21 protein-coding genes are annotated in these 26,415 nt (G+C 47.0%); 14 read left to right on the top strand and 7 right to left on the bottom strand.

Annotated elements, in window-relative coordinates; translation table 11 throughout:
• Positions 1-603 precede the first annotated feature (603 nt).
• From BUR42_RS25385 to BUR42_RS25395, 3 genes are all read right to left on the bottom strand, one after another.
• Positions 604-1,209, bottom strand: coding sequence for a 3-keto-disaccharide hydrolase (locus BUR42_RS25385; RefSeq protein ID WP_074242358.1), 606 nt, complete (start codon positions 1,207-1,209; stop codon positions 604-606).
• 91 nt (positions 1,210-1,300) lie between these two features.
• Positions 1,301-2,860: a ribonuclease Y gene (rny, locus tag BUR42_RS25390; RefSeq protein ID WP_074242359.1), complete on the bottom strand. Its 1,560-nt coding sequence runs from the start codon at positions 2,858-2,860 to the stop codon at positions 1,301-1,303.
• A 159-nt stretch (positions 2,861-3,019) separates the two neighbouring features.
• On the bottom strand, positions 3,020-3,313 hold the full coding sequence (locus BUR42_RS25395) for a cell division protein ZapA (protein WP_074242360.1): 294 nt from the start codon (positions 3,311-3,313) through the stop codon (positions 3,020-3,022).
• Between the two features lie 150 nt (positions 3,314-3,463).
• On the opposite strand from BUR42_RS25395, the gene parS reads away from it, so the two are divergent.
• Complete coding sequence (gene parS, locus BUR42_RS25400) at positions 3,464-3,934, top strand: type II RES/Xre toxin-antitoxin system antitoxin (protein ID WP_159442349.1); 471 nt, start codon at positions 3,464-3,466, stop codon at positions 3,932-3,934.
• An 18-nt stretch (positions 3,935-3,952) separates the two neighbouring features.
• Positions 3,953-4,390 carry an RES family NAD+ phosphorylase gene (locus BUR42_RS25405; protein ID WP_074242362.1) on the top strand — a complete coding sequence of 146 codons (438 nt, stop codon included), beginning with the start codon at positions 3,953-3,955 and terminating at the stop codon, positions 4,388-4,390.
• On the opposite strand, the gene BUR42_RS25410 is transcribed toward BUR42_RS25405, so the two are convergent.
• Positions 4,387-4,692: a hypothetical protein gene (locus BUR42_RS25410; protein ID WP_074242363.1), complete on the bottom strand. Its 306-nt coding sequence runs from the start codon at positions 4,690-4,692 to the stop codon at positions 4,387-4,389. The two genes, BUR42_RS25405 and BUR42_RS25410, sit on opposite strands and share 4 nt — an antisense overlap.
• Entirely contained in the window at positions 4,692-7,124 is a 2,433-nt protein-coding gene (gene pheT, locus BUR42_RS25415) for a phenylalanine--tRNA ligase subunit beta (RefSeq protein WP_074242364.1), read from the bottom strand. Before pheT ends, BUR42_RS25410 begins: the two co-directional genes overlap by 1 nt.
• 484 nt (positions 7,125-7,608) lie before the next feature.
• On the opposite strand from pheT, the gene dnaB reads away from it, so the two are divergent.
• The 3 genes from dnaB (at position 7,609) to BUR42_RS25430 (ending at position 11,367) form a co-directional block, all read left to right on the top strand.
• Positions 7,609-9,186, top strand: coding sequence for a replicative DNA helicase (dnaB, locus tag BUR42_RS25420; RefSeq protein ID WP_074242365.1), 1,578 nt, complete (start codon positions 7,609-7,611; stop codon positions 9,184-9,186).
• A gap of 99 nt (positions 9,187-9,285) precedes the next feature.
• Positions 9,286-10,635, top strand: coding sequence for an MATE family efflux transporter (locus BUR42_RS25425; protein WP_074242366.1), 1,350 nt, complete (start codon positions 9,286-9,288; stop codon positions 10,633-10,635).
• A 9-nt stretch (positions 10,636-10,644) separates the two neighbouring features.
• Positions 10,645-11,367 (top strand): RsmE family RNA methyltransferase, encoded by a 723-nt coding sequence (locus BUR42_RS25430; protein WP_074242367.1) that lies wholly within the window; start codon positions 10,645-10,647, stop codon positions 11,365-11,367.
• 251 nt (positions 11,368-11,618) lie between these two features.
• Here BUR42_RS25430 and BUR42_RS25435 read toward each other — a convergent pair whose 3' ends face one another.
• Both BUR42_RS25435 and BUR42_RS25440 read right to left on the bottom strand, forming a co-directional pair.
• The gene (locus BUR42_RS25435; RefSeq protein ID WP_074242368.1) at positions 11,619-12,395 is read right to left on the bottom strand and encodes a TerC family protein; all 777 of its coding nucleotides are present in this window, start codon (positions 12,393-12,395) and stop codon (positions 11,619-11,621) included.
• Positions 12,396-12,404: 9 nt separating this feature from the next.
• A complete protein-coding gene (locus BUR42_RS25440) occupies positions 12,405-13,493 on the bottom strand; it encodes a quinone-dependent dihydroorotate dehydrogenase (RefSeq protein WP_317044488.1) in 1,089 nt (362 codons plus the stop codon).
• 20 nt (positions 13,494-13,513) lie between these two features.
• On the opposite strand from BUR42_RS25440, the gene BUR42_RS25445 reads away from it, so the two are divergent.
• The 9 genes from BUR42_RS25445 to BUR42_RS25485 all read left to right on the top strand — a co-directional run bounded on the left by BUR42_RS25445 (position 13,514) and on the right by BUR42_RS25485 (position 26,396).
• Entirely contained in the window at positions 13,514-14,020 is a 507-nt protein-coding gene (locus BUR42_RS25445) for an RNA polymerase sigma-70 factor (RefSeq protein ID WP_074242370.1), read from the top strand.
• A gap of 60 nt (positions 14,021-14,080) precedes the next feature.
• Positions 14,081-15,025: a FecR family protein gene (locus BUR42_RS25450; protein ID WP_074242371.1), complete on the top strand. Its 945-nt coding sequence runs from the start codon at positions 14,081-14,083 to the stop codon at positions 15,023-15,025.
• An 87-nt stretch (positions 15,026-15,112) separates the two neighbouring features.
• On the top strand, positions 15,113-17,698 hold the full coding sequence (locus tag BUR42_RS25455) for a TonB-dependent receptor (protein ID WP_159442350.1): 2,586 nt from the start codon (positions 15,113-15,115) through the stop codon (positions 17,696-17,698).
• A gap of 1 nt (position 17,699) precedes the next feature.
• Complete coding sequence (locus BUR42_RS25460; RefSeq protein ID WP_074242373.1) at positions 17,700-18,542, top strand: DUF4249 domain-containing protein; 843 nt, start codon at positions 17,700-17,702, stop codon at positions 18,540-18,542.
• Between the two features lie 142 nt (positions 18,543-18,684).
• Positions 18,685-19,863, top strand: coding sequence for a thiolase family protein (locus BUR42_RS25465; RefSeq protein ID WP_074242374.1), 1,179 nt, complete (start codon positions 18,685-18,687; stop codon positions 19,861-19,863).
• A gap of 434 nt (positions 19,864-20,297) precedes the next feature.
• Entirely contained in the window at positions 20,298-21,941 is a 1,644-nt protein-coding gene (locus BUR42_RS25470; RefSeq protein WP_074242375.1) for a DUF1800 domain-containing protein, read from the top strand.
• A gap of 19 nt (positions 21,942-21,960) precedes the next feature.
• The gene (locus BUR42_RS25475; RefSeq protein WP_074242376.1) at positions 21,961-23,541 is read left to right on the top strand and encodes a DUF1501 domain-containing protein; all 1,581 of its coding nucleotides are present in this window, start codon (positions 21,961-21,963) and stop codon (positions 23,539-23,541) included.
• Positions 23,542-23,628: 87 nt separating this feature from the next.
• On the top strand, positions 23,629-23,964 hold the full coding sequence (locus BUR42_RS25480) for a hypothetical protein (RefSeq protein ID WP_074242377.1): 336 nt from the start codon (positions 23,629-23,631) through the stop codon (positions 23,962-23,964).
• An 80-nt stretch (positions 23,965-24,044) separates the two neighbouring features.
• Complete coding sequence (locus BUR42_RS25485) at positions 24,045-26,396, top strand: TonB-dependent receptor (RefSeq protein ID WP_159442351.1); 2,352 nt, start codon at positions 24,045-24,047, stop codon at positions 26,394-26,396.
• Positions 26,397-26,415 lie beyond the last annotated feature (19 nt).

Below are 26,415 nucleotides of genomic sequence, written 5' to 3' on the forward strand. Positions count from 1 at the left end.
CCGTTGCTGGATACGTATAGAGACCTTTTAAATTCTGATTGCTACAGGAGAAGTACTAACAGTTGTTTTTTTGTTGAATAAAAGTGTTGGTTGTGGAAAGTAATAAATCATTCATGACGTGTTTTTTAAAGTAAAAGAAATAGCAGGCCGATCTTTATGTTGTCAGCAGAATACCATTTGCATACTATATAACCTTGACAAATGATGCAAACGATTGCATAGATATTCAAAAAAAAGGATTTGTAACTGTCCTATAAAGGAGCAACACACCTGGAAAAAAGTAATTTTTTGGATTGTTTGAATCTCAATTGCCCTGGTTTAATTCAAATAAAAGTCAGTTTCATAACATGCTATAGGACTTAAAAACGGTTCTTAGTTCGCATCTTATTTCATGATTGTGGAAACTTGCCTATTCAATTATAAATTTCCTGTTTTTAGGCAAGATTAACTAGTTTCATTTTCCCTATTCCTTATACTTTTTTGACCTAAAAATGTGCATTTGCCGCATTAGCAGGGGATTGTGTACAATTCACACAGTGCTGGGGCAAATAAAAAGCCCGTTGTGCATGAATAGCACAACGGGCTTTTTATTTTCAGGCAAGATTATTTTATTTCTTTGATCTTAATGTTTTTCCAGCGCACTTTGATGCCGCCGCCGGAGTGGATCTGTAAAGCAACCTGGCCTTCTTTGGCACCGATCTTTTCATCATCGAGTGTGATCATTTCCACACCATTAAGGTAAGTGGTTACGTTGTTGCCTTTCACCACCACCTTCATGGTATTCCATTCACCCATTTTCAGGTTCTTATCCTTTTCTGCTGCGGGTTTGATCAACCAGCCACGGCCATAGGATTCATAGATACCGCCGGTATTGGAACCGGGAGGTGCTACTTCAGCCTGCCAGCCGGATATTTTGGTGCCTTCCAGTGAAGAGTGGAAGAATACGCCGCTATTACCATTGGCTTCCTGTTTAAAATCAACGGTAAGTTCAAAATCCTTGAAAGTTTTATCTGTGGCGAGGTAACCGTATTCTTTATCTGGACCGCTTTCGCAGATCAGTTCACCTTTTTCAACATACCATTTTTCTGTTCCGTGGATCTTCCATCCATCGAGGTTTTTACCATTGAACAGTTTTTGCTGCTTTTGTGCAAAGGCGGTGCTGACAGATAATAAGGTCAGCACAGCGAGTGTCAAGATTCTTCTTTTCATACAACTGTAGCGTTTTTTAATGGCTTGTAAGATAAATAAAAACGCCGCAATTTTTTGGTTGCGGCGTTTGAAAATATGTATAACGAAATAATTATCTCGCAACGTTCACGGCCCTGCGTTCACGGATCACCGTTACTTTGATCTGGCCGGGATATTGCATTTCGTTTTGGATCTTATTGGCAATTTCAAAACTGAGGCGGTCTGCATCACCATCCGTTACTTTTTCGCTTTCCACGATCACGCGCAGTTCGCGGCCTGCCTGGATAGCGTATGCTTTTTCAACACCATCGTATGCCATGGCCAGGTTCTCGAGGTCTTTGATACGTTGCAGGTAACTCTGCATGATCTCACGACGGGCACCAGGGCGTGCGCCACTGATAGCATCACAAGCCTGAACGATAGGAGAGATCACATAGGCCATTTCCATTTCATCGTGGTGTGCGCCGATAGCGTTCACGATGGCAGGATGTTCACCATATTTCTCTGCAAGCTTGGCACCTAATAATGCATGGCTCAGTTCAGTTTCTTCATCAGGCACTTTACCAATGTCGTGCAGGAGACCTGCGCGTTTGGCCAGTTTGGGGTTCAGCCCCAGCTCTGCTGCCATCACGGCGCAAAGGTTGGCGGTTTCTTTGGAGTGCATCAGCAGGTTCTGACCATAAGAAGAACGGAAGCGCATTTTACCTACCATGCGTACGAGTTCTTTATGTAAACCATGGATGCCGAGTTCTATTACCGTACGTTCACCGATCTCCATTACCTGTTCTTCCAGCTGACGTTTGGTCTTTTCCACTACTTCCTCAATGCGGGCAGGGTGGATACGGCCATCCTGAACGAGCCGTTGCAGGCTGAGGCGTGCAATTTCACGGCGGAGTGGGTCGAAGGAAGACAGTACGATAGCTTCAGGGGTATCGTCTACAATGAGGTCAACTCCGGTAGCAGCTTCGATGGCACGGATGTTACGGCCTTCCCTTCCAATGATCTGGCCTTTTATTTCATCACTTTCCAGGTTGAATACGGTAATGGCATTCTCGATGGTCTGTTCTGCGGCAGTACGCTGAATAGATTGTATGATGATCTTTTTGGCTTCTTTGTTGGCTTTTGTTTTAGCATCCTCGATGATCTCCTGGATGTGGCTGAGCGCTTGTGAGCGGGCTTCTTCCTTGAGGCTTTCCACCAGTTGGTGTTTGGCTTCTTCCGCAGTGAGGGCTGCTACTTTTTCGAGGCGGCGGATATGCTCTTCCTGGTGTTTTTCCAGTTCGGAGCGTTTGATGTTCACGAGCTCGATCTGACGGCCTAAATTTTCCTTAATTACTTCATTTTCAGCAACTTGCTTTGTTATTTGTTCGTTTTTAAGGTTGAGGCTCTGTTCTTTTTGTTTGATGCGGTTTTCAGATTCTGCAATCTTCTGGGTACGCTGCATGGCTTCTTTGTCATGCTCCGACTTCATCTGAAGGTATTTCTCCTTGGCTTCCAGCAATTTATCTTTCTTAAGATTTTCGGCGGTGAGTTGTCCTTCTGAAATGATCCTCCTGGCCTGTTCTTCAGCTTCCTGGACTTTCTTCTGGGTATTTTTAGCAAAGATCACTTTCCCAAGCAGTATACCTATAACCAGAGCGGCGGCGCCCACTATTATAGCGATTGTCTCCATATTTCAATTAGATTTAAAAGTATTTATAATTAACGTCCCTGGCCCATTTCAGCGAATTGGGCGAAAGCCGACCCGCGAAAATAACAAAAAAAAGGCAGGAAAGTACCAGAGAGGTTGTGATAATGAATTATTTAGGAATTAAAGATGCACTGGTAACAGCTATTTCAGGTGTTCATCCAATAGATTGTCAAGGTGTTGCAGCTTTTCCCGGAGGAAAGGAGCTACTTCTGCCTGGGCTTGTCCTCCAAGCGTGGCAGGGTGGGTGGCGTACATGATGAGGGCCATGGCAATATAATCCTGGATATCTTTTCCGGCATAGGCGGCTTTGAACTCAATGATCTTGTCGTTCACTTCCTTCATGACCCTTCTTACGGCTTCTTCTTCTTCCGTGCGGATCTTGATGCGGTAAGTACGGTCGGCTACTACTATATTAACGGGTATGAGTGTTTCCATTGTTAGTGACGTGTTGGTGTACTTTACAAATGTAATAAAAGCAAACGGTGTGGAAAGATTGATAACAGGATTTTCATATTGATAAAGGCCCGCGCAAATATGTGCATATATTTACGTGCTAAAAATTATTACTTACTAAACCAGAAATTTGTGACGCGATCGGGAAATAACCGCAGGGCGAAGAAAGTTGTGCCAACTTCCAGCGCCAGTAACCTGTTTGATGATTATGAACAGGTAGCCAATCTACATGCTGTTTTGTTTACAGTAAAAGAGAATTTTGTAAAGGCGGGCATTACAAAGGCCCAGTTAACCCGTTTGAAGAATGTGCTGGGTGTTGACTACTTTACCCTGAGTAGCATGCTGGCCATTACGGAACGTACCATTCACATGAAAAAGGAGGAAGAAACATTCAGCCATATTATCAGCGACCGGCTGATGGCCATTGCGGAGCTGTATAGTTATGGCTACAAGGTTTTTGGCGATCGGGAACGTTTTAACACCTGGATGAAATTGCCGAACAGGTATTTCCATGGCAGGACCCCGATTGAGTTAATGGATACGCAAGGGGGAGCAAGAGAGGTAAGGCATGAAATTCAACGCTTTGAGGTAGGCACATTCTGAAAATAACTATATTCAAGTATGCTTTTATATAGACTTAGCACAAAAGAATGGCAGGATGACCTCAATGGCGAAAGCGGCAGACTGGTGGACAACTTTTGGACGAACGCAGGGAATCCCTGCATATATGTACATAGTTCTGTGGCAAATTGCCTGATGGAAAACCGGATGTATTATACCATGGGGGAACTGAACCCCGAAATGGTAATGGTAGAATATGAGGTGCCGGAGGGTAGTTTGCAGGTATTTGAGGAAGAACAATTGCCGGAAGATTGGCGGAACGACAGGAAACCATCTATTGCCAGGAATTTCGGAACGCTGCGGTTACAGGCAAGGGAAACATTGCTGATGGCCTTCCCTTCTGTGATCATGACAGGGCAACTGGTGTATCTCATTAACCCCATACACCCTCTTATGAAAGAAGTGAGGATCACCCGCATTTTTAAACCGCTGCATTAAGAATTCAACAGGGCAATACAGCGGTCAATTTCCTTGATATAATCATTGATCTTCCCCCGGACTTCCTTGCGGAAGGCATCTTCGTCTTCTGATAAGTTGGCGCCCTGGGTAACAGTGGCTATCCGGGTGAGCTTTAATTTCTCATCCAGGGAGGCAATATTTTCCTGCTGCCGGTTCAGTTCATTTTGCTGCTGGACAAGCTGCTCGCGCAGCATAACATTGTCTGCCTGCGATTGCTGAAGTTTTTTGAACAGCTGCTGCAGCTTGTCTTCTATGTTTTGTATGTACTGTTCCAGTTCCATTATTTGCGGATCTCCGCCTGTAATTGTGTTTCGAAAGCTTTGATGAGTTTATTCATGAGGGCGTCCGTTTCCTGGTCAGTCAGCGTTTTCTGTTTGTCCTGGAACGTGAAGCTCACAGCATATGATTTTTTACCTGCGCCGAGTTTTTCACTTTCAAAAACGTCGAACAGGTTGATATGTTGCAGCAGGGTGGTTTTCACCGAGCGGGCAGTTGTTTCTACGGCCGCAAAGTTCACCTGTTTATCCAATACCAAAGCCAGGTCCCTGCGAACGGCAGGGAATTTGGCGATCTCTTCGTAGAAGGTATCTTTTGTTTGCAGTTGTTGCAGGATAGTACCCCAGTGGAAATCCGCATACCATACTGCCTGTTTGATATCAAATTCCTTCAGTTTCTGTGTATTTACACCGCCTAAAACGGCTACCACTTTACCATTCACCGCGATCTCAAATGCAGGTTCCAGGCCATGGACAGTGGCTGTTGCCATTTCCGCACCCTGTAATCCCAGCACTTGCAGGATGTTTTGTACATATCCTTTAAGGTAATAGAAATCTACGGGCTGTGCTTTGTGCATCCAGGTTTCCGGTAATTTCTGACCGGTGAGGTAGAGGCTCAGGTGCTCTGTTTCAGGATAATCGCCTACGGCTTCTTTACGGTAGGTTTTACCGAATTCAAAGAACAGCAGATCGTCGTTCCGCCTGTTCAGGTTGTAGGCGATCCGCTCCAGGCCTGTTTCCAGCATGGATGGGCGCATGGTGTCCAGGTCGGCACTGAGGCTATTGATCATCTTCACCAGGGTATCCTGGTCGAGGTGTTTATAATATTGACTGTTGGTGATGGAGTTGGTGAAGATCTCTGAAAATCCATTGCCGGCCAGGTATTCCGCCAGTTTTTCCTTCACCCGCTCTTTGTCTGGCTGACTCTGGCGGGAAGGCACCATGTTAATGAATTCGGGGATGGGAATATTATCCAGCCCGTCTATCCGCATCACTTCTTCCACGATATCTGCGGGAATAGTAATATCCGGTTTATGCAGGGGAACGGATACACGCAGGCCATGGTCCGTTTCTGATTGTATGGTAAAACCAAGGCTGCAGAGGATATTCTTCACCTTTTCAGGTGCATAGGTATGACCGCTGAGCTTGTTAATGTACTGATAAGTGACATCGATGCTGGCTTGTTCTGAAGGAAGGGGGTAAACATCTGCTACTTCAGAGGCAGGGGCACCATGTGCCAGTTCGCCGATCAGGGCTACTGCACGTTCCAGGGCAAATGGCGCAAGGCCAATATCCACGCCTTTTTCGAAACGAACGGCTGCGTCTGTACGAAGTCCGTGGCGTACGGATGTTTTGCGGATGCCGGTTGCGCTGAAATGGGCGCTTTCCAGGAAAATGTTACTGGTGCTGTCTTTCACGCCGGAACTTGCGCCTCCGAAAACACCTGCAATACAAAGCGGGGTATTTTCGCCATCGCAGATCATGAGATCACCTTCATCCAGTTTACGTTCTTTGCCGTCTAAGCTCAGGAAAGGCGTGCCGGTAGGGAGGTTCTGGATCACCACTTTACCGCCTTTTATCTCTGCAGCATCAAATGCATGGAGGGGCTGGCCGGTTTCGTGGAGCACGTAGTTAGTGATGTCTACTATATTATTGATAGGGCGAACGCCGATAGCCTGCAACCGGTGTTGCATCCAGGCTGGCGATGGACCTACTTTTACGCCGGTAATGGTTTGGCCGCAATAACGGGGACAGGCTTCGTTGTTCTTCACTTCAACGCCTATCTGTAAAGCGGTAGCTGCTTTAGTGGCTGCGCTGATGCCAGGGCGGCGAACATGGTAGATCTGTGTATTTTCCTGGTTGTTGAGGAATGCACAAACGTCCCGCGCTACACCGATATGGCTCATGGCATCCATATGGTTAGGGGTCAGGCCTATTTCGAAAACCCAGTCCTGGGCGGGATGGAAGAGTTCAGCAGCTGTTAAACCAGCCTGCAGGGAAGGGTCCAGTACCAGGATGCCATCGTGGCCCGTTCCCAGGCCAATTTCATCTTCTGCACAGATCATTCCGTTGCTTTCTTCTCCCCGGATCTTAGCCTTTTTCATGGTCATGGGTTCTCCGGAAGAAGGGTAAATGGTAGTACCAATGGGCGCTACGATCACTTTTTGCCCTACAGCCACATTGGGTGCTCCGCAGACAATGCTGAGGGGCTCTCCGTTACCTATATTTACTTTGGTGAGGCGTAATTTATCTGCATTGGGGTGTTTTTCCACACTGAGCACTTCTCCCACAACAAGGCCCTCAAGGCTGCCCTTCACGCTTTCAAAGCGCTCAAGGCTCTCTACTTCGAGACCTACAGCTGTGAGGATCACAGAAAGTTCATCCGGTGTGGGTTTTACCGGTAAATAATCACATAACCAATTGTACGAAATTGTCATTTGCTAATCCTTGCCGGCACCTATAGTACCGTTTTAATTTTGTGAAAATCAATTATTTCCATCACATTTGCAGCCCCCAAGCGGTTGCAAATGTGCCGCGTAAAGTTAACAACTTCTGTTGTACGATAAGGGGGAAATTTACCAAATAAAATGGTGGAAATCTTTTTACACAAAATGTGTGAATAAGACAGACCTTTGCTATGGATTTTCTGTCATTTTGGTGGATAACCGGGTACGAAAAGGTGGATAACTACCGTTTTGTTGTTGTATAACGTGTGCATTGTGCACGTATAAATTTTGTTCCGGAAGAAAAAGGTTTTAATAGAAATTGCGGTTACCTTAGTTTTTCCGGCTTGAAAAAATTTACAATTTGTTAAAGATGGGTGAATGAGATCAGATGCAAAATAGTTGTAAATGTATAAAGGCATAGGGTCATCCAGTAACCATGATTTATTTCTTAACCTTATTAACGCACTAAATATAAATGGATCTCAATCTCAAGAAAGACCGAAATACACGTCGCAAGCCGGGTATTGACATTTCCACGATGGTCTATGGCAAAATCCCTCCCCAGGCCAAAGAATTAGAAGAAGCTGTATTGGGTGCCCTCATGTTAGAAAAGGGTGCTTTTGATACGGTCATCGAGATCCTGAAACCGGAATGTTTTTACGTAGATGCCCACCAGAAGATCTTTGCATGTATGCAAAGGCTGGCGGCGAAGTCTGTGCCTGTGGATATCCTCACGGTGGTGGAAGAGCTGAAATCTTCTGCAGACCTGGAGGCAGTGGGTGGCCCTTTCTTTGTTACCCGGCTGACCAATATGGTAGTTTCTTCGGCTAATATTGAGGCGCATGCGCGTATCGTATTGCAGAAATTCATTCAGCGGGAGCTGATCCGCATTTCCGGAGAGATCATCAGCGAATCCTATGAGGATACGGCTGATGTGTTCGATCTGCTGGACCAGGCAGAATCCAAACTGTTTGAAATCACTAATAATCACCTCCGTAAGAACTATGATTCCATCGACCGCGTGTTGGTGAATACCCTCAAGCGTATTGAGGACTTGCGGAATAAAGGGGACGATATCACAGGGGTACCTTCAGGATTCCCCACATTGGATAAGATCACCTATGGCTTCCAGCCTTCTGACCTTATCATCATCGCGGCCCGTCCATCTGTGGGTAAAACGGCGTTCGCGCTGAACCTTGCCCGGAATGCGGCTTTGCATCCCAAGTTCCCGAAAGGGGCTGTGGTGTTTTCGCTTGAGATGTCCAGCGGGCAGCTCGTTCAAAGGATCCTGGCTGCCGAGGCAGAGATCAAACTGGAAAAGATCACCCGGGGTAAACTGGAGGAGCATGAGATGCGGAAACTGATGACCCACGGTATTGAAAGACTGGCTAAAGCGCCCATCTTCATAGATGATACCCCCGGTCTGAACATCTTTGAATTACGTGCCAAATGCCGCAGGCTGGTACATAACCACGGAGTAGGGATCATCATCATCGACTACCTTCAATTGATGAGTGGTGGCGGTGCGGAAGGTAAGAACTCCAACCGGGAACAGGAGATCAGTAAGATCTCCCGCGACCTGAAAGGGCTCGCAAAAGAGTTGATGGTGCCGGTCATTGCACTTTCGCAGTTGAGCCGGGATGTGGAGAAACGGAAAGATGGTAACAAAATGCCGCAGTTGAGTGACCTCCGGGAATCCGGTGCAATTGAGCAGGATGCGGACATGGTAATGTTCCTCTACCGCCCTGAGTATTATGAGATCACTACCAACGAAATGGGAGAATCCAACAAAGGGGAAACACACGTAAGGATCGCGAAACACAGGAATGGTCAGTTGGATACCGTGAAGCTCAGAGCCGTACTGGAATACCAGCGTTTTGAAGATGACGGCCCTGTTGACGGCCCGCCAAGCACAGGCGGCAACTCCTTTGCAGGCATGAAGAACCGCGGCGCAGGCGGAGAACATGACGAGGCTAAGATCTTCATTCAGAAAGGATCGAAGATGAATGATATGGATTTTGATGACGACGCATTCGGAGATGCTCCGTTCTAAACGGAACATTTTTAAATAACGGGAGCCGGCATCATAACGATGACCGGCTTTTTTATGACCTGATTTTTATGACCCAAACCCAAAGCATTTACGGAAAACATGAAAAAGCTGTATACAAAGTACAAACCCCACTATAAAGACAATTTTCATTTAGCCTACCCGGTTGTTATCTCACAATTAGGGCATACCCTGGTTGGATTAAGTGACAGCATCATTATCGGCCATACAGGTAAAGTGCCCCTGGCTGCGGTGGCTCTGGGAACAGGCTTGTTCACCATTTTTATGGTAACAGGTATTGGCATTTCCTATGGTCTTACTCCATTGATCGCCCAAGAGAACGGACGTGGCAACCGCAGTATCTGCGGGCGTTTGCTGGCACATAGTTTTGTGATCAATATGATCACGGGTATTGTGCTCTTTGGTTTGATATTGCTCACGGCGCATAACCTGTTCCGCATGGACCAGTCGCCGGACGTAGCTGCGCAGGCGAATATTTTTCTGCAATACCTCGCATATTCTTTTATCCCGCTGATGGTATTCCTGACGTTCAAGCAATTTGCGGAAGGGCTGGGCTTTACCAAGCAAGCCATGAACATCAGTATCCTCGGGAACCTTCTGAACATTGGTTTGGGCATTACCCTGGTGTATGGTTTTAACATGGGGATTGCGGGCGTAGGTATTGCCACTTTCACGGACCGTTTGCTGATGGGCATCACCATGGCCTGGTATGTATTACGTTCCCCGCGATTTAAAGAATACCTGCAAACCTTTAACCTGCGGGAGATCCAGGCGGCTACGCTGAAGAAGATAGCGGGCATGGGTGTTCCCGTGGCCTTACAGTATGTTTTTGAAGTGAGTGCTTTCAGTGGTGCCGCGATCATGGTGGGCTGGATAGGATCTGCAGAACTGGCGGCACACCAGATTGCGCTGAGCCTGGCCGCCATGACCTATATGATGGCGAGCGGGATTTCAGCCGCGGCGGGCATTCGCAGTGGGAACAACTTAGGCAGGGGCAACTTTATGGAGCTGCGCAGATCTGCCATTGCCAGTTACCACATGGTATTGGTGCTGATGGGTTGTGCTGCAGTATTCTTTATGGTGTTCAAACAAATACTGCCTTCCTTTTATATACAGGACCCTGCTGTGATACATATCGCATCCGGCCTGCTGGTGATCGCCGCTTTCTTCCAGTTATTTGATGGTACACAAGTAGTGGGATTGGGTGTGTTAAGAGGTTTGGGAGATGTGAAAGCCCCTACCATTATTACCATGCTGGCCTACTGGGGATTAGGCATTCCCGTGGGGTATGTATTAGGCATCAAACTGAATTACGGCGTGTATGGGGTTTGGTGGGGATTGCTGCTGGGTTTGCTGGTAGCCTCAGTTTTACTCTTCTTCCGTTTTCAATCCATCACCCGCAGATTGGAACAACAACAGGAAAAGGTATAATTTTACAGGATGGAGTTACCGGTATTTTACGCGAAAGATCTTTCCTCCGGCCAGGGGTTTTATACGATGGATGAACCAACATCCAAGTATTGCATCCAGGTATTGCGCAATGAAAAAGGAGATAAAGTATTACTGGCAGATGGCAGGGGCACCCGCTATGAAGCGGTGATCACAGATGATCACCGGAAAAAATGCGTGCTGCAGATCAGCGGGGAAACAGCCATGCCTGTACCGGTACCTCATTTGCGTATAGCCATTGCTTTTACGAAGAATACTTCCCGGATGGAATGGTTCCTGGAAAAAGCCGTAGAGATCGGTATTGCCGGGATCATTCCTTTGCTTACACAACGAACAGAAAAAGAGAAATTTAAGGCAGAGCGCCTGGAAAATATCCTGGTGTCCGCCATGCTGCAATCCAAACAATGGTATCTGCCGGTGTTGACGGAACCTATGCCTTTTGACAAAGCATTAGGTGCTGCGGGGCAAAAGCTGATCGCTCATTGCCTGCCGGATGAAAAGAAACATTTGCTGGATGTAATGTTACCGGGAAAGGATACGCTGTTATTGATAGGTCCGGAAGGTGATTTTACGCCTGAGGAGATCACATCTGCATTGGAAAAGGGGTGTTTACCGGTATCGTTGGGGGATACCCGTTTAAGGACAGAAACGGCCGGGGTAGTGGGTGGTACGTTGATGGCTGCAGCCAACAGGGCAGGTGCTAAATTATCCTAAGGGCCGGGTATGCTGAATCTGTCTTATAGGATAGGATCGCCCTTCCTTTATATTGTTAAAATACTATCAGCACTACTGACATCTGCTGACACTTTTTTTGAATTTTATCCGCTGTAACGCAATGCCATCAGGCATCTTCCTTCAATCCTTCAGTGATCCTTCAGTGGTGCTCAGTGCCAGCAAGGCTTTGAGGGTGTTTCACTGAAGGATCGCTGAAGGATCACTGAAGGATGGTAGAAGGATGGCCCTTTTTATTTCTTTTCTTCCTGGTTTAATTTTGGCTCCCTCAGTTCCACAGGCGGCTGCGTTTTCTTCCTCATCCTCATATTCAGTAATTCTACTGCAAAAGAGAAGGCCATGGCAAAGTATACATAGTTCTTCAGGTGAAGATCATGTACGGCTTCAGGGTTCCATCCTTCCATCAGCAGGATACCACCTACCATGATGAGGAAGGAGAGGGCCAGCATTTTAAGGGTGGGATGTTTGTGGATGAAATTACTGATCCTGGGGGCGAAGGAGAACATAATGAACATAGCGATCACTACGGCTACGATCATGATCTCAATATGTTTGGCCAGCCCTACGGCTGTGATGATACTGTCGAACGAAAACACCATGTCTATAATGATGATCTGGCCTACCACATTGGCAAGGGTGGCTGTGCCTCCTTTGGCTTTGGGGCCGGCTTCATCTTCTCCTTCCAGTTTATGGTGAATTTCCAGTGTAGTTTTAACGAGCAGGAACAAACCACCCGCAAGCATGATGAGGTCGCGGAGGCTGATACCTTTATCGCCAATATGGAACAGCGGGTTTACAGCTCTCACGATGTAACCGATAAACAAAAGGAGTATTACGCGAACGGCTATACCGGTGAACATCCAGATGCGCCTGGCCTGGTTCCTTTTGTGTTCAGGCAAGCGGTTCATAACAATGGAAACAAAGATAACGTTGTCTATCCCCAGTACTACTTCCATTAAGGTTAAGGTGAAGAGGCTGATGAGAGAATCAACGGTTAATAATTCCTGCATGATATATGTTTATGATTGAGTTAAACCCTGGCAGATCTTTTTCACGATGGAAGGGCCTTCATAGATGAAACCGGTATATACCTGTACCAAAGAAGCACCTGCATCCAGTTTTTCCTGCGCGTCTGCTGCGGTGAAAATACCTCCCACGGCAATAATAGGAATTTTTCCACCGGAATGCTGGTGAATATAACGGATCACTTCTGTGGCCTTTTGTTTTACGGGTAAACCACTGAGGCCGCCGGCACCGATCTTTTGCAGCGTGGTGTCATCTGTTTGCAGATCTTCACGGCTGATGGTGGTATTGGTGGCAACAATGCCAGCCAGCCCGGTTTCCTGTACTATTTCTATAATATCGTCCAGCTGCTCCGTAGTAAGGTCCGGCGCAATTTTCAGGAGGATGGGTTTGGGATTTTTCTTTTGTGCATTCAGCGTTTGCAGGTGATGCAGCAGTTGCTTAAGTGGTTCTTTCTCCTGTAATGCTCTCAGGCCGGGAGTATTGGGAGAGCTTACATTCACAACAAAATAGTCTACCCCGTCGAAGAGCGCATGGAAACATTTTTCGTAATCGCTTACGGCTTCTTCGTTGGGGGTTAATTTATTCTTACCGATGTTACCACCTATAATAATATTGGAGCGGCGTTTTAATAATCTCCTGGCGGCAGAGGGCGCCCCTTCATTATTAAAGCCCATGCGGTTGATCAGCGCTTTGTCTTCCGGCAGGCGGAATAACCTTGGCTGATCGTTGCCGGGTTGCGGAAGTGGGGTAACGGTACCTATTTCCACAAAACCAAAGCCCAGGTGTGCCAGTTCGTCTATGAACCGGGCATCCTTATCAAATCCTGCGGCGAGGCCTACAGGGTTTTTAAAGGTCAATCCCCAAAGGGTGCGTTCCAGCCCGCTGTTTTTGGGCTGGCAGAATGCGTCCAGCACATTTTTGCCAAAGGGCAGTGCATTGATCACTTTAAGTCCCCGCATTACTCCGTAGTGTATACTTTCCGGGGGGAAATTGAAAAGTATTTTTCTGATAAAGCCGTACATGTGGGGCAAAGATATAAAATCGGGGAGAATCGCTATTTGGTTAATCAGCGGTAGCCACATATTTTTGCCCACGTTATAATATGTTGGAGCTCCATACTTTCGAAAGGATATTTAAAGAGCACCATACTCATTGCCTGGCATTCGCCACCCATTACATTGGCGACCCCTATGAGGCAGAAGAGGTAGTGCAGCTTGTTTTTTCCCAGCTTTGGGAAAAGCGGGCAAGCATTGCCATACAGGGTTCCGAGCGGTCTTACCTCTTTTCCGCTATCCGGAATACGGCTATCAGCCAATGGCGAAAGCAGCATGTACGGTCCGAAAGGGAAAATTCCTTTGGCCAGATGCAGGAAACGGAGGTGCATCTTTCCCTTCAGGCAAGGGAACTGGAAAACAAACTGGAGGCAGCACTGGAAAAGTTGCCGGAGCGTTGCCGGGAAGTTTTTGTGCTTAGCCGGAAACAGCAACTGAAGTATGCCGAGATTGCCAGCGTGATGAATATTTCTGTTAAAACTGTTGAAAATCAAATGGGTAAGGCCCTCAAGATCCTCCACCAGGAACTGAAGGAGTACCTGAATCTTTTTTTATAATAGGGGTATGACGTAATTAGAGGCGTCCTCTTCCCGAAACTGATAACATTACAACTGTTCATGGGCATTTTGCAACCTGATGAGGCTATATATTCCTTGCTATGCAAGTATCTGCTGAATGAAGCGGATGCTGTAGAGCGCCAATGGGTGGAAACCTGGCGGAAGGAAGACCCTGCGAATGAAGAGATACTTTCTTCGATCCGCAGGATGCTGGATGCATTGCGCCCCGTGGGGAATATTCCCGGGCTGGATACCGAATCCAGCTGGCAACGGTTGAAAACCACCATCGGGGTGGAAGGACCACGGGTGCGTAAAATGCATTGGGGGTTGAAAGTGGCGGCAGTGCTGGTATTGGCACTTGGCATCGGGCTGTTTTTCCTAAAACCGGCAAAAGAGCAGGTATTCGCCGGTGCACAACAGGCAGAATTGAAAGATGGCAGCCGGGTAAACATGGAAAGCAATGCAGAGATGCATCTCGTAAAAGGATTCGGTAAAGCGGAACGCCGGGTACATTTTACCGGCAAAGCCCATTTTGATATTGCACAGAATGCCGAACATCCTTTTGTGATTGTATTGGGGCATACGGAAATAAAAGTACTGGGCACCCGTTTTATGGTTGACTTCAAACCGCAGGACAGTTCCCTGGTGGTACTGGTGAACAGCGGAAAGATCATGGTAACGGACCTGGATAAAAAGGACAGCGTGATATTGACCCCGGGAATGCTCTTACGCCGCGATCAGCAAAAAGAGCCATTCGCAGTGGCAGAAAATGTGCAGGACCTCAACAGGCGGCAACTGGTGTTTAGTAACGTACCTTTGGAGAAAGTGATCAGGACCATTGAGGTGGTGTATGGGGTGGAAGTGGAAATAGTGGATGCTGCCCTTCTGGAAAAAGTGGTGACGGCAAACTTTGAAAACGAGCCTATCGATAATGTTCTGGCAACCATTGCTTTTATTACTAACACAGCGGTTGAGAAAACCGCACAGGGCTATTCCATTAAGTAAAACCTAACTTAAAAAAACTACTATAACATGTCATTGGCCAGGAAAATCCTGCTGGGATTCCTATTTGTCGTTATCCCTATGCAGGTTTTGGCGTGGAATTGGCGCACAAAAATTTCTTTAAGGCTCAATAACCAACCCCTGTCTACCGCATGTGAGATCATAGAAAAGGAATATGGCATTCACTTTTCGTACAGCCGGGATGTTGTTAAGATGAACCGGCTTGTATCCCTCAGCGCAAAGGAGATGCCGCTCCGCCGTGTATTAGATCTTCTCTTTACAGAAAACGGCATTCAATATAAACGTATCGGCGATCAGCTGGTGCTTACCGTAAAGCAAAGCAATACACGCACTATCAGTGGTTTTGTGGAAGATGCACAAACGGGAGAAAAACTGATCGGCGCTACGGTATACTTCCCCAAATTGCAGGTAGGTACTACCACCAATCAATACGGATTTTACAGTCTTACTACAGCAAAGGATACCATGAGCTTAATGGTTACCTATGTTAGTTATTCCCCCATGAGCATTCCGCTGAAGGATGATGTGAACAAACAGATGAACATCAAACTTTCTCCCATCAATACTTTGCAGGAAGTGGAAATAACAGATCAGCATGTTCCTCCCTTGCAGGAACAAACGCAGATGAGTAAAGTGGGGATGCCGGTTGCGCAGGTAAAAGCCATGCCGCGCATGTTGGGAGAAACAGATGTGCTGCGTACCATTCAGGCTATGCCAGGAGTGGGCGGAGGGATGGAAGGAACCAGTGGTATCCATGTGCGCGGCGGAAGTCCTGATCAGAACCTGATCCTGTTAGATGGTACACCCGTATATAATTCCACGCATCTCTTCGGTTTGTTCTCTGTATTTAATCCGGACATCATTAAGAACGTGGATCTCTACAAAGGAGCATTCCCTGCACGTTATGGCGGCAGGTTATCTTCCGTGGTGGATATTTCCATGAAAGATGGTGACATGCATGGTTATCATGGAGAGTTTTCGCTGGGATTAATTGCTTCCCGGGTGATGATCGAAGGCCCTATCTTCAAAGGCAAAACTTCTTTTATCATAACAGGCCGCCGTACATATGCAGACCTGCTGGCACAGGATGCGGCGATAGAAGCATTGAAGCTGGGGGATGGTGAATTCTGGGCTTATTTTTTTGATGCCAACGTTAAGATCAATCATATCTTTTCTCCGAAAGACCGGCTCTTTTTAAGTGGCTATGGCGGCAGAGATAATATGCGGGTGAAGCGTGATAAAGGATTTGATTCATTGAATGGCGCCGCCAAACAGTATCATGAAAGAATGAACTTTGGGCTGGGATGGGGCAACCAGGCTTATTCCCTTCGCTGGAACCATATCTATAACCCCAGGTTATTTTCCAACGTTACCATAAACTATTCGCAGTTCTTATTTGATACGGATTACGAATACAAGTTTGAAGCACAGAATGCGATCATGGAGTCAGATAGTATGTACGGGCGTTACTTCTCCAAAGTGCAGAACGCAGGTGCTAAGATCGATTTTGAATTCCGCCCCAATCCTTTACACACCCTGCGTTTTGGAGCGCAGGCCACCTGGCACATCTTTCAGCCCGGTATTACCCGCTTTACGAACGTTTCAGATTCAACACGGCTCACGGACACGGCTTATAATAACACCACCAACAAAGGCGTGGAGCTTTCTTTGTATTGGGAAGATGATTTTAAATTAGCAGATTCCATGTACCTCAACCTGGGTACACATGCTTCTGCTTTTCTCGTTTCCGGCAGATCTTATATATCCGTACAGCCCAGGCTGGGCTTCCGTTACCTGCTGCCACGCAAGTGGGCCTTCAAGTTGTCTTATACCAGCATGACGCAATATATTCACCTGCTCACCAATAACGCCACCTTTCTGCCAACAGACCTGTGGGTAGCGGCAACTAAAAAAGTGCCTCCTATGTTCTCCAACCAGTTCGCCCTTGGTTTAGCGAAAACATCCAACGATAATATGTTCGAAATGTCCATGGAGCTGTACGCGAAAACGATGCAGAACGTGATAGAATACCAGGAAACGGCAGACAATTTTCAATCTGCTACCAATAGCTGGGAAGACAATGTGGTGGTGGGCCGCGGCTGGAGTTATGGTTCAGAGTTCCTGTTACAGAAAAAGAAGGGGAAGTTGAAAGGATGGATCGGCTATACGCTGGCATGGTCTGAACGGGCATTTCCCAATGTGAATAATGGTGCCGTATTCCCTTATAAATATGATCGCCGGCACGACCTGGAAGTAGTGCTCACACAACAACTGGGAAAAAGATGGGAGTTGTCCGCACAATGGGAATTTGCTACAGGGGCTCCTTTAACATTGCCTTCCGGCAGTTATGAAAGGATCACAGATCCATCGCCGCATTTGCCACCTTCTACGGTAGAACCAAGAGATGTAGATGTTATAGGGAACCGCAATATGCTGCGCATGGAAAACACACACCGGTTGGATATTGGTGCTACGCATACCAAAGAGCGGAAGGGTGTTCGTTACATCCTGAACATTAGTCTTTATAATGTATACAACCAGAAGAACCCTTTCTTTTATTCTTATAAAAGGAATGAAGAAACACTCAAACGGGAACTGACGAAGTTTAGCATTTTGCCCATTTTGCCCAGTATTTCTTACGCCATAAAGTTTTGATATGAAAAGATGGATGTTGTTATTGATGGTAGCTGCAACGGCTTGTGAGAAGGTAGTAGAGATGGAAGTTCCCTATGATGGGGACAGGATTGTGGTGAATTCATTTATTCAGCCGGATAGTGCTGTGTACATTCGTGTTACACGTTCACAACCGCCAGGAGGAACGGTATTCCCTGAAATTCCGGATGCAGATATCAGCCTGATGGCGGGTAGTACAAAACTTCCTTTGCAATGGCAGGTGATCAATGGGAAAGGATATTTTGTATCGCAAACACCTGCGCCGAAAAATGTGGAATACAATATTAAAGTGAGTGCAGCCGGATTGGATACTGTTACGGCCAAAGATACATTACCAAGGCAACCATTGATCAGTCAGCCTTTTGGGCAGGCAGGCGGTAACCGGGTGAAGTTTGTATTGAAAGATCTGCCCGGATGGGATGCTTATCAATTCCGTTTATACAAAGGCGTTATGTCTGCTTCTAACCAGGTAGTGCTGAGTGAACGTTTGCTGTACCGTTTCGATCCTTCTTACAATAATAATTTTACAGACCTGATCGCGGAGAATTACCGGGAGGTGAATTTTATTGCAGATCAACGTTTTGACGGCAACGAAATTACGGTGGTGATGCAAACGAAGAATGTGAATATAAAAGGAGAGTACCTCATCCTGGAGGTAACCGGCCTTACGCAGGATGCCTTCAAATATTACAAAACACTGGAACTCCAAACCACGAATGACGGTAACCCGCTGGTAGATCTGAACAAGGTGCATAGTAATGTAAGCAAAGGGTATGGGATATTAGCAGGGGTGAATGCAGCCCGATTGCAGCTGGAGATCAAATAAGGCTCAATTGCCTGCAGCGATAAATGAAACCCTTTTGCAGCTGGAGATCAAATAATCTGGTCTGTACAACTTCTTTGCTATGGGCTCAGGTTCAGATAAGGCTCAAATTCCTTAAATTTGGAAAGAGCAAAACCCGATAACCATGCAGGAAGCATACATAGTGGCAGGATTTAGGACCGCCGTAACGAAGTCAAAGAGAGGAGGTTTCCGTTTCTACAGACCGGATGATCTGGCAGTGGATGTGATCAAAGGCTTACTGGCCACCATTCCGCAACTGGATCCCGGGCGGGTGGACGACCTGATCGTAGGAAATGCTGTTCCGGAAGCGGAACAGGGCTTGCAGATCGGCAGGATGATCTCCGTACGTGCATTGGGAATAGAAGTGCCGGGCATGACGGTGAACCGCTATTGTGCATCAGGACTGGAAACCATTGCCATTGCTACTGCCAAGATCCAAACAGGGCAGGCAGAATGTATTGTGGCAGGAGGTACGGAAAGTATGAGCCTGGTACCTACCGTAGGTTGGAAAACCGTTCCGGCTTACAGCGTAACCAGCACCACGCCCGATTATTATCTCAGTATGGGCCTTACCGCAGAAGCGGTAGCGAAAGAATTCAACGTGAGCCGGGAAGACCAGGACCAGTTTTCTTACCAATCTCACCAGCGTGCTATCAACGCCATCCAGAACGGATATTTCAAACAAGGCATATTGCCCATCAGTGTGGAAGAAGTATTTGTGAATGAGAAGGGCAAAAAACAAAGCAAAACTTATACGGTGGATACAGATGAGGGCCCTCGTGCAGACACATCGCCGGCAGCGCTTGCTAAGTTAAAACCGGTTTTTGCCGCCGGGGGATCCGTTACAGCAGGGAACTCTTCCCAAACCAGCGATGGTGCAGCATTTGTAATAGTGATGAGTGAAAGGATGGTAAAGGAGCTGAACCTCCAACCTATTGGCCGTCTTGTTGCCTGTGCCTCTGCCGGTGTGCATCCCAGGATCATGGGGATCGGCCCTGTTGCCGCAGTGCCTAAGGCCCTGAAATTAGCAGGCAAAACATTGAACGACATAGACCTGGTAGAATTAAATGAAGCCTTTGCTTCCCAGTCCCTGGCTGTGATCCGGGAATTGGGCATGGACCCTGAAAAGGTGAATATTAATGGAGGGGCTATTGCCCTGGGGCATCCTTTGGGATGTACCGGCGCCAAGCTCAGCATCCAGATCATGAATGATATGCAGCGTCTCAAAAAGAAATACGGGATCGTTACAGCCTGTGTGGGAGGTGGCCAGGGGATTGCGGGGGTGATTGAAAACCTTATGTAGATAACAGGTGGATCACAACCTCATGTGATCAGGTAGTTCCAGCCTAGTCAGGGTTTGTCAAAAAACCTTACGTAATCAGGTAGTTCCAGCCCTGACAAGGTTTGTCAAAAAACTCATGTGATCAGGTAGTTATAAGCCTCCCAGGTATCGAAAACCTGGTACAATTCAGCTAGTTATCAACTTTATACCTTTAATCAGCCGCCGTTGTGTCACTCAATCGGCGGCTTTTTCTTTGATGGGCTTCTGCTTCAGGATCAATTGAGTAAAATAGTTTATTCGTTAAATCATATAAAATAATATGATTGAATTAAACTTTTTGTTAATTTGCTTTCTGAAAAACCGTAGATGCCTAACTATGCCCGGAATAATTGTGTGAATCAATCAGAAAGGCAACGGCTCACAATTTAACTGATCATCGTATAACCGTATCCCAAATGGACCGTAGAGATTTCTTAACACTTGCCCCTTCCCGCAAAAGAACTACAACAGTTAGCGGATCGAGAACCGATACCGGGCTCAATGCTTATACAGGAGCATGGGGAACCGCACAGGTTGTGCATTTGCTGAAAAGGGCCATGTTCGGCGCCGCGCCACTGGATGTAAGACATTTTGAAGGCATGTCTATGGACGCAGCCGTTGATGCTTTACTGACCACCAATATCATCCCACTTACACCTCCCGTAAATAACTATAACACTGGCGGCTACACGGACCCTACCGGCGTAGCTCCGGGAGCACCATGGGTAACAGCTCCGGATGGAGATGAAGACCTTAACCGCAAACGCCACGGTTCTTACAAAGCCTGGTGGACAGGGAAGATGCTCAACCAGGAAAGGAACATCCACGAAAAGATGGTACTCTTCTGGCATAACCACTTTGCAACAGAAACAAACACCATCGCCGATGCCCGTTTTAGCTATGGTTACAATGTTGCTTTGCGCACGCATGCCCTGGGCAATTTTAAAAACCTGACGAAAGCCATTACGCTGGACCCAGGTATGCTGGTATATCTGAACGGTTACCTCAATGAGAAAACGGCTGCGGATGAAAACTATGCACGGGAACTGCTGGAACTCTTCACCTGTGGTAAAGGACCTGATTCTTTGTACCAGGAAGAAGATGTACGCGCTGCAGCACACGTACTCACAGGTTACAAAGTAGATAAGGTGACCTGCACTTCTTACTTCGATCCTACTAAACATGATATCACCAATAAACAATTCTCCAGCTGGTTCTCCAATAAAGTGATCTCGGGTAAAACCGGTTCTGCCGGTACAACGGAACTGGACGATATGCTGGGTATTATTTTCCTGCAGCATGAAGTAGCGAAGTTCATCTGCCGCAAATTCTATCAGTTCTTCATTTATTATGAAATAGATGCGGGTGCAGAAGCGAATGTGATAGAACCACTGGCTAATATTTTCCGTGCGGGTAATTATGAAATTAAGCCATTGCTGTCTGCATTATTCAAGAGCGAGCATTTTTACGATCCTTTAAATATGAGCTGCCTCATCAAGAGCCCGGTAGATTTTACCGTAGGGCTTTGCAGGGAGTTTGGTGTGAAATTCGCGCCGGCAGCTAATTATGCACAGGCCTATCAGCAATGGGCCGCATTACAAGGTGCAGCCAGCACGCAACAACAGAATATCGGAGATCCTCCGGGTGTTTCCGGCTGGGAAGCATATTACCTGGCACCGCAGTTCCATGAGCTGTGGATCAATACAGATACGCTGCCTAAGCGTAATATGATGGTGGATGCTTTGATCACTACAGGCTATAATGGGCTTGCTATTGACCCCATCGTATTTGCAGACCAGATGCCTAATCCCTCAGACCCTGTTGCCCTGGTGAAAGATTCGCTGGACGTATTATACCGCATGGGTGTTTCAGACAAAACAAAGAGTTTCCTGAAGAACAGCTTCCTGCTGTTGGGGCAGGACCAGGATTATTACTGGACGCAGGCATGGACTGCTTACAAAGCAGACCCTTCCAATACGATGAATAAGAATACTGTGCTGAAGCACCTCAATGAATTGTACAAATACATCATGAACCTGTCTGAATATCATTTAGCCTGATCACGTTGAAAACCTATTTATGAAACGTAGAGATTTCCTCAAATATACCGCTCCTGCTGCCATCCTGCCGTCGTTTATCAACGGGTTTTCCGTTCAGGCATTCGGCGCATCTCCTTTACTGTCTGCTCTGGAAGGAGCTGCTACCAATAATGATCACGTACTGGTAATGATCCAGTTAAACGGAGGTAACGATGGTTTGAACATGGTGATCCCATTGGATCAGTATGGAAAATACCAGGCTGCCCGTGCTAACATCGCTATTCCTGAAGGCAGGGTACTGAAACTGGCCGGCCAGACGAAAACCGGTATCCATCCTGCCATGACCGGGATACAGCAAATGTATAATGATGGGCATGTAAGTATCCTGCATAGTGTGGGATATCCTTCTCCCAACTTCTCTCACTTCCGTGCTACAGATATCTGGCTGACAGGTTCTGATGCCAATACCGTATTACCCACAGGCTGGGGCGGAAGATACCTGCAAACAGAATATCCTGATTATCCTGTTGGATATCCTAATGCAGATATGCCGGACCCGCTGGCTATCCAGATCGGTTCTGTAGTGTCTCCTGCATTCCAGGGCCCAACAGTGAACATGGGGATGGCCATTACCAGCGCCACAGATTTCTATGGCCTGCTGGACGATGAACCAGATCCGATCCCCAATACAAGGGCTGGTAAGGAATTGAAATACATCCGCCTCATACAGGAGCACAGTAATAAATTTGCGACCTCTATCAAAGCGGCAGCAGCAAAGGTTACACAACAAGGGCCTTACCCTGCCAACAACCATCTTGCCGCACAATTGAAGATCGTTGCACGCCTGGTAGCCGGAGGTTTAAAGACCCGGCTCTACATGGTGAGCATCGGCGGTTTTGATACACACGCCAATCAAACCAATGCAGGGGATACCACTACCGGTGCCCATGCTAATTTGTTAGGCCAGATCTCTTCTGCCGTGAAAGCCTTTACAGATGACCTGAAAGGGCTGAAAAAATCTCAACGCGTAGTAGGCATGACCTTCTCTGAATTCGGCCGCCGTGTAAAATCCAATGGTAGTATGGGTACGGACCATGGTGCTTCTGCCCCCATGATCGTATTCGGAGATTACGTGAATCAACAGGTGCTGGGTAATACACCCACCATGCCGGATGCAGCTTCTGCAATAGATAATATTCCCATGCAGTACGATTTCCGTTCTGTATATGCTTCTATCCTGGAACAATGGTTCTGCGTAAAACCCTCAGACCTCAATCAGATCATGTTGCAGAACTACCAAAGCCTTCCGCTGGTAAATGGATTGGCTTGCGGAGTAGTGACGGGTGTGCCTGATGTAGATGAGAATAAGACCCTGATCTCCAACTATCCCAATCCTTTCAGTACTAAAACCGTTATTTCCTACACAACTGCCGGCGGGCATACCATGGTGCAGATCTTTGATACGATGGGCCGCCTGGTCCGTAAGCTGGTGGACAGTGTACATGCGGCAGGGGATTATACCATTACTTTCAATGGGGAAGGCCTCCCGAATGGTATGTATTATGCCCGTTTCCAGAATGGAAGGGTACAACAGGTGAGGACCATGGCCAAGGTGAGATAAGGTTGTTTCCTGGGCTATTTCCCGCTATAAGACCATTGCTGCTGCAACAATGTTGCAATCTGGCGTTTTTATGTATCTTTGTCATCAATGGTGAAAAAGCTGGCATATAAAATTGGAGCCATTTTCCTGCTGGGGGTGTTCTGTTTATACATTACCCCCAGGGATTTTGTGCATCAGTTTGCCGGCCACGAGGATACGATAGATGAACAATGCAGCCCCCTGCAAACGGAAGGGCTGATGTTTTCCGTGCAACACCAGCACTGCGAATGGTTACACTGGGCTGTAGAAGCTTACCTGGAACCACACAGCGCCTGCTTACCATCTGTTTCCCATCAATTTGAAGTACTGTTAGCGGCACTGCCAGCCAACAGTTTCACATACCCTCCTTATTACTTCTCTCTTCGCGCACCACCACAGGCTTAACGCGGCCCCACATTTTACATCATTCTGTTTTTTACAGGTGGCTCTATACGAGCTGCCATGATCTTTTCGCATACATGAAAATGATAAGGAAATTCGCGCTGACAGGGGCGTTGCTGCAATTGTTATTTATTGCCGGCGCCAGTGCTCAATGTACCATCCGCCTGAGTGGTACTATTACGGATAGTGAAACCAAACTGGCACTATCCGGCGCCACGATAGTGGTAAAAGAAACCGGGCTTTCTGTAAGGAGTAACGATAAAGGATTCTATTCGCTGGATGGTTTATGTCCCGGTATTTATAATATCCGTATCAGTCATATCGGCTGTGCGCCGGTAGAGATTGAATGGAATGTAAGTGCTGATCAACGCAGGAATATTACCCTTCCGCATAGCATCACCCAATTGCAGGAAGTAGCTGTAACCGGCCATGCTGCAAAAGAAGTGACCACCGCACCGGTGGAATCACTCAGTGGCAAAGAGTTGGATAAAACCCGAGGACTTACACTCGGAGAGGCTTTAAAGAAAGTGAACGGGGTTACGAGCATGACCACCGGCCCTAATGTTTCCAAACCGGTGATCAATGGTTTGCATAGCAACCGCGTACTGGTACTGAATAATGGCATCCGCCAGGAAGGCCAGCAATGGGGTACAGAGCATGCACCGGAAGTAGATCCTTTCCTCGCCAATAAGATAGTGGTGATCAAAGGTGCCAGCGCATTACGTTATGGCGGAGACGCTATTGGCGGAGTGGTATTGGTGGAACCTAAACCTTTACCGGTAACACCCGGCATGAAAGGAGAAGTAGACCTCGTTGGTTTTTCCAATAACAGGCTGGGTGCTGTTTCTGCCACACTGGAACAACAGGTACCTAAAGTACCGGGCCTCAGCTGGCGTTTACAGGGAACTTTGCGTAAAGGTGGTAATACCCGTACACCTGATTACTGGCTGGATAACACAGGTGTGGAAGAATATAATTTCTCCGCCGCACTGGGTTGGAAGAAACAAAACTACGGAGCAGAGATCTTCTATAGCCAGTTTAATACCAACCTGGGTGTGTTTGAAGGTTCGCACATCGGCAACCGTACAGACCTGGAAGAAGTGATCAAACAGCAAAGACCTTTCCCGGAATTTACAGAAGGTTTTAGTTATGATATCAACAGGCCTTATCAACATGTAGAACATGAGTTGTTCAAGGTAAAAGCATACCTGAATACCGGCAAGGCCGGAAAACTCAACCTTGTAGTAGCACGCCAGTTCAACTTCAGGAATGAGCTGGACAGGAGTTCGGCATTGTCTGTAAACCAGATGAACCTGAACCTCACCACTTATACGGGAGAACTGGTATGGGATCACAATAGTTGGAAAGGCTTGCGGGGTACTATCGGTACTTCTGCCATGTACCAGGAGAACAGTTACAAAAGCAGGCTCTTCATCCCCAACTATCAAAGCATGCAATGGGGTGCTTTCTGGATGGAGAAATGGGAGAGCAATAATAACAAATGGTTGCTGGAAGGTGGTGTACGCTACGATCATAAAGATTATTACAACATAGACGATAATGCGAAAGAGATCAACTACCCGGAACAGGAGTATGGCAGCTTCTCCGGATCGTTGGGAGCGCAATACCGGCTGAACGATCATTTGCATATTTCCGTTAACGCAGCGCGTGCATGGCGTGCAGCAGGTGTGAATGAATTGTATGCATCCGGTTTGCATCATGGTGCAGCAGTGATAGAACAGGGAGACCCTTTCCTGAAAGGGGAAAGCGCCAGCAAGTTCAATGCTACCCTGCATTACGACCTCGGTGAAAAACTGGAAGCAGATGTGAACTTCTATTACAACTACATCCACAATTTCATTTTCCAGCAGCCGACGGATAGTGTGGTGGTAACTATACGCGGCGCATTTCCTTACACTTATTACCGGCAGGCAGATGCCAGCATGAAAGGAATGGATGCGCAACTCAGGTGGCAATTCCTTCCTAAATGGCAGATACTCACTAAAGCTTCGCTGTTGCGCGCTTACAACGAATCTGCCAATGACTGGATGATCGGTATGCCCAGCGACCGTTTCGAACATGAGCTTACTTTCTTTCCCGGCAACTTAAAACGCCTGAAGGATAATTATGTGTCTGTGAGTATAAACAATGTGCTGAAGCAAACACGCATACCTGCCAATCTGAAAGATCCCAATGATCCACGCGGGCAGGACCTGATGGCACCTCCGGGCGCTTACAACCTGTTGGGCCTGGAAGCAGGATCTACCGTGCATTTCGGCAGGCAGCCCATCTCTGTGATCATAGGGGCCACCAATGTGCTGAATACCCGGTACAGGGAATACCTGAACTTCTTCCGGTATTTCGCAGATGAACCCGGAACGAACATTTATCTGAAACTAAAGGTGCCACTCAACTTCGGAAAGAAAGCATCGTAACAACATTTTAAAATCACAC

Origin of the sequence: Chitinophaga niabensis (assembly GCF_900129465.1) — a bacterium.
GTDB lineage: Bacteria > Bacteroidota > Bacteroidia > Chitinophagales > Chitinophagaceae > Chitinophaga > Chitinophaga niabensis.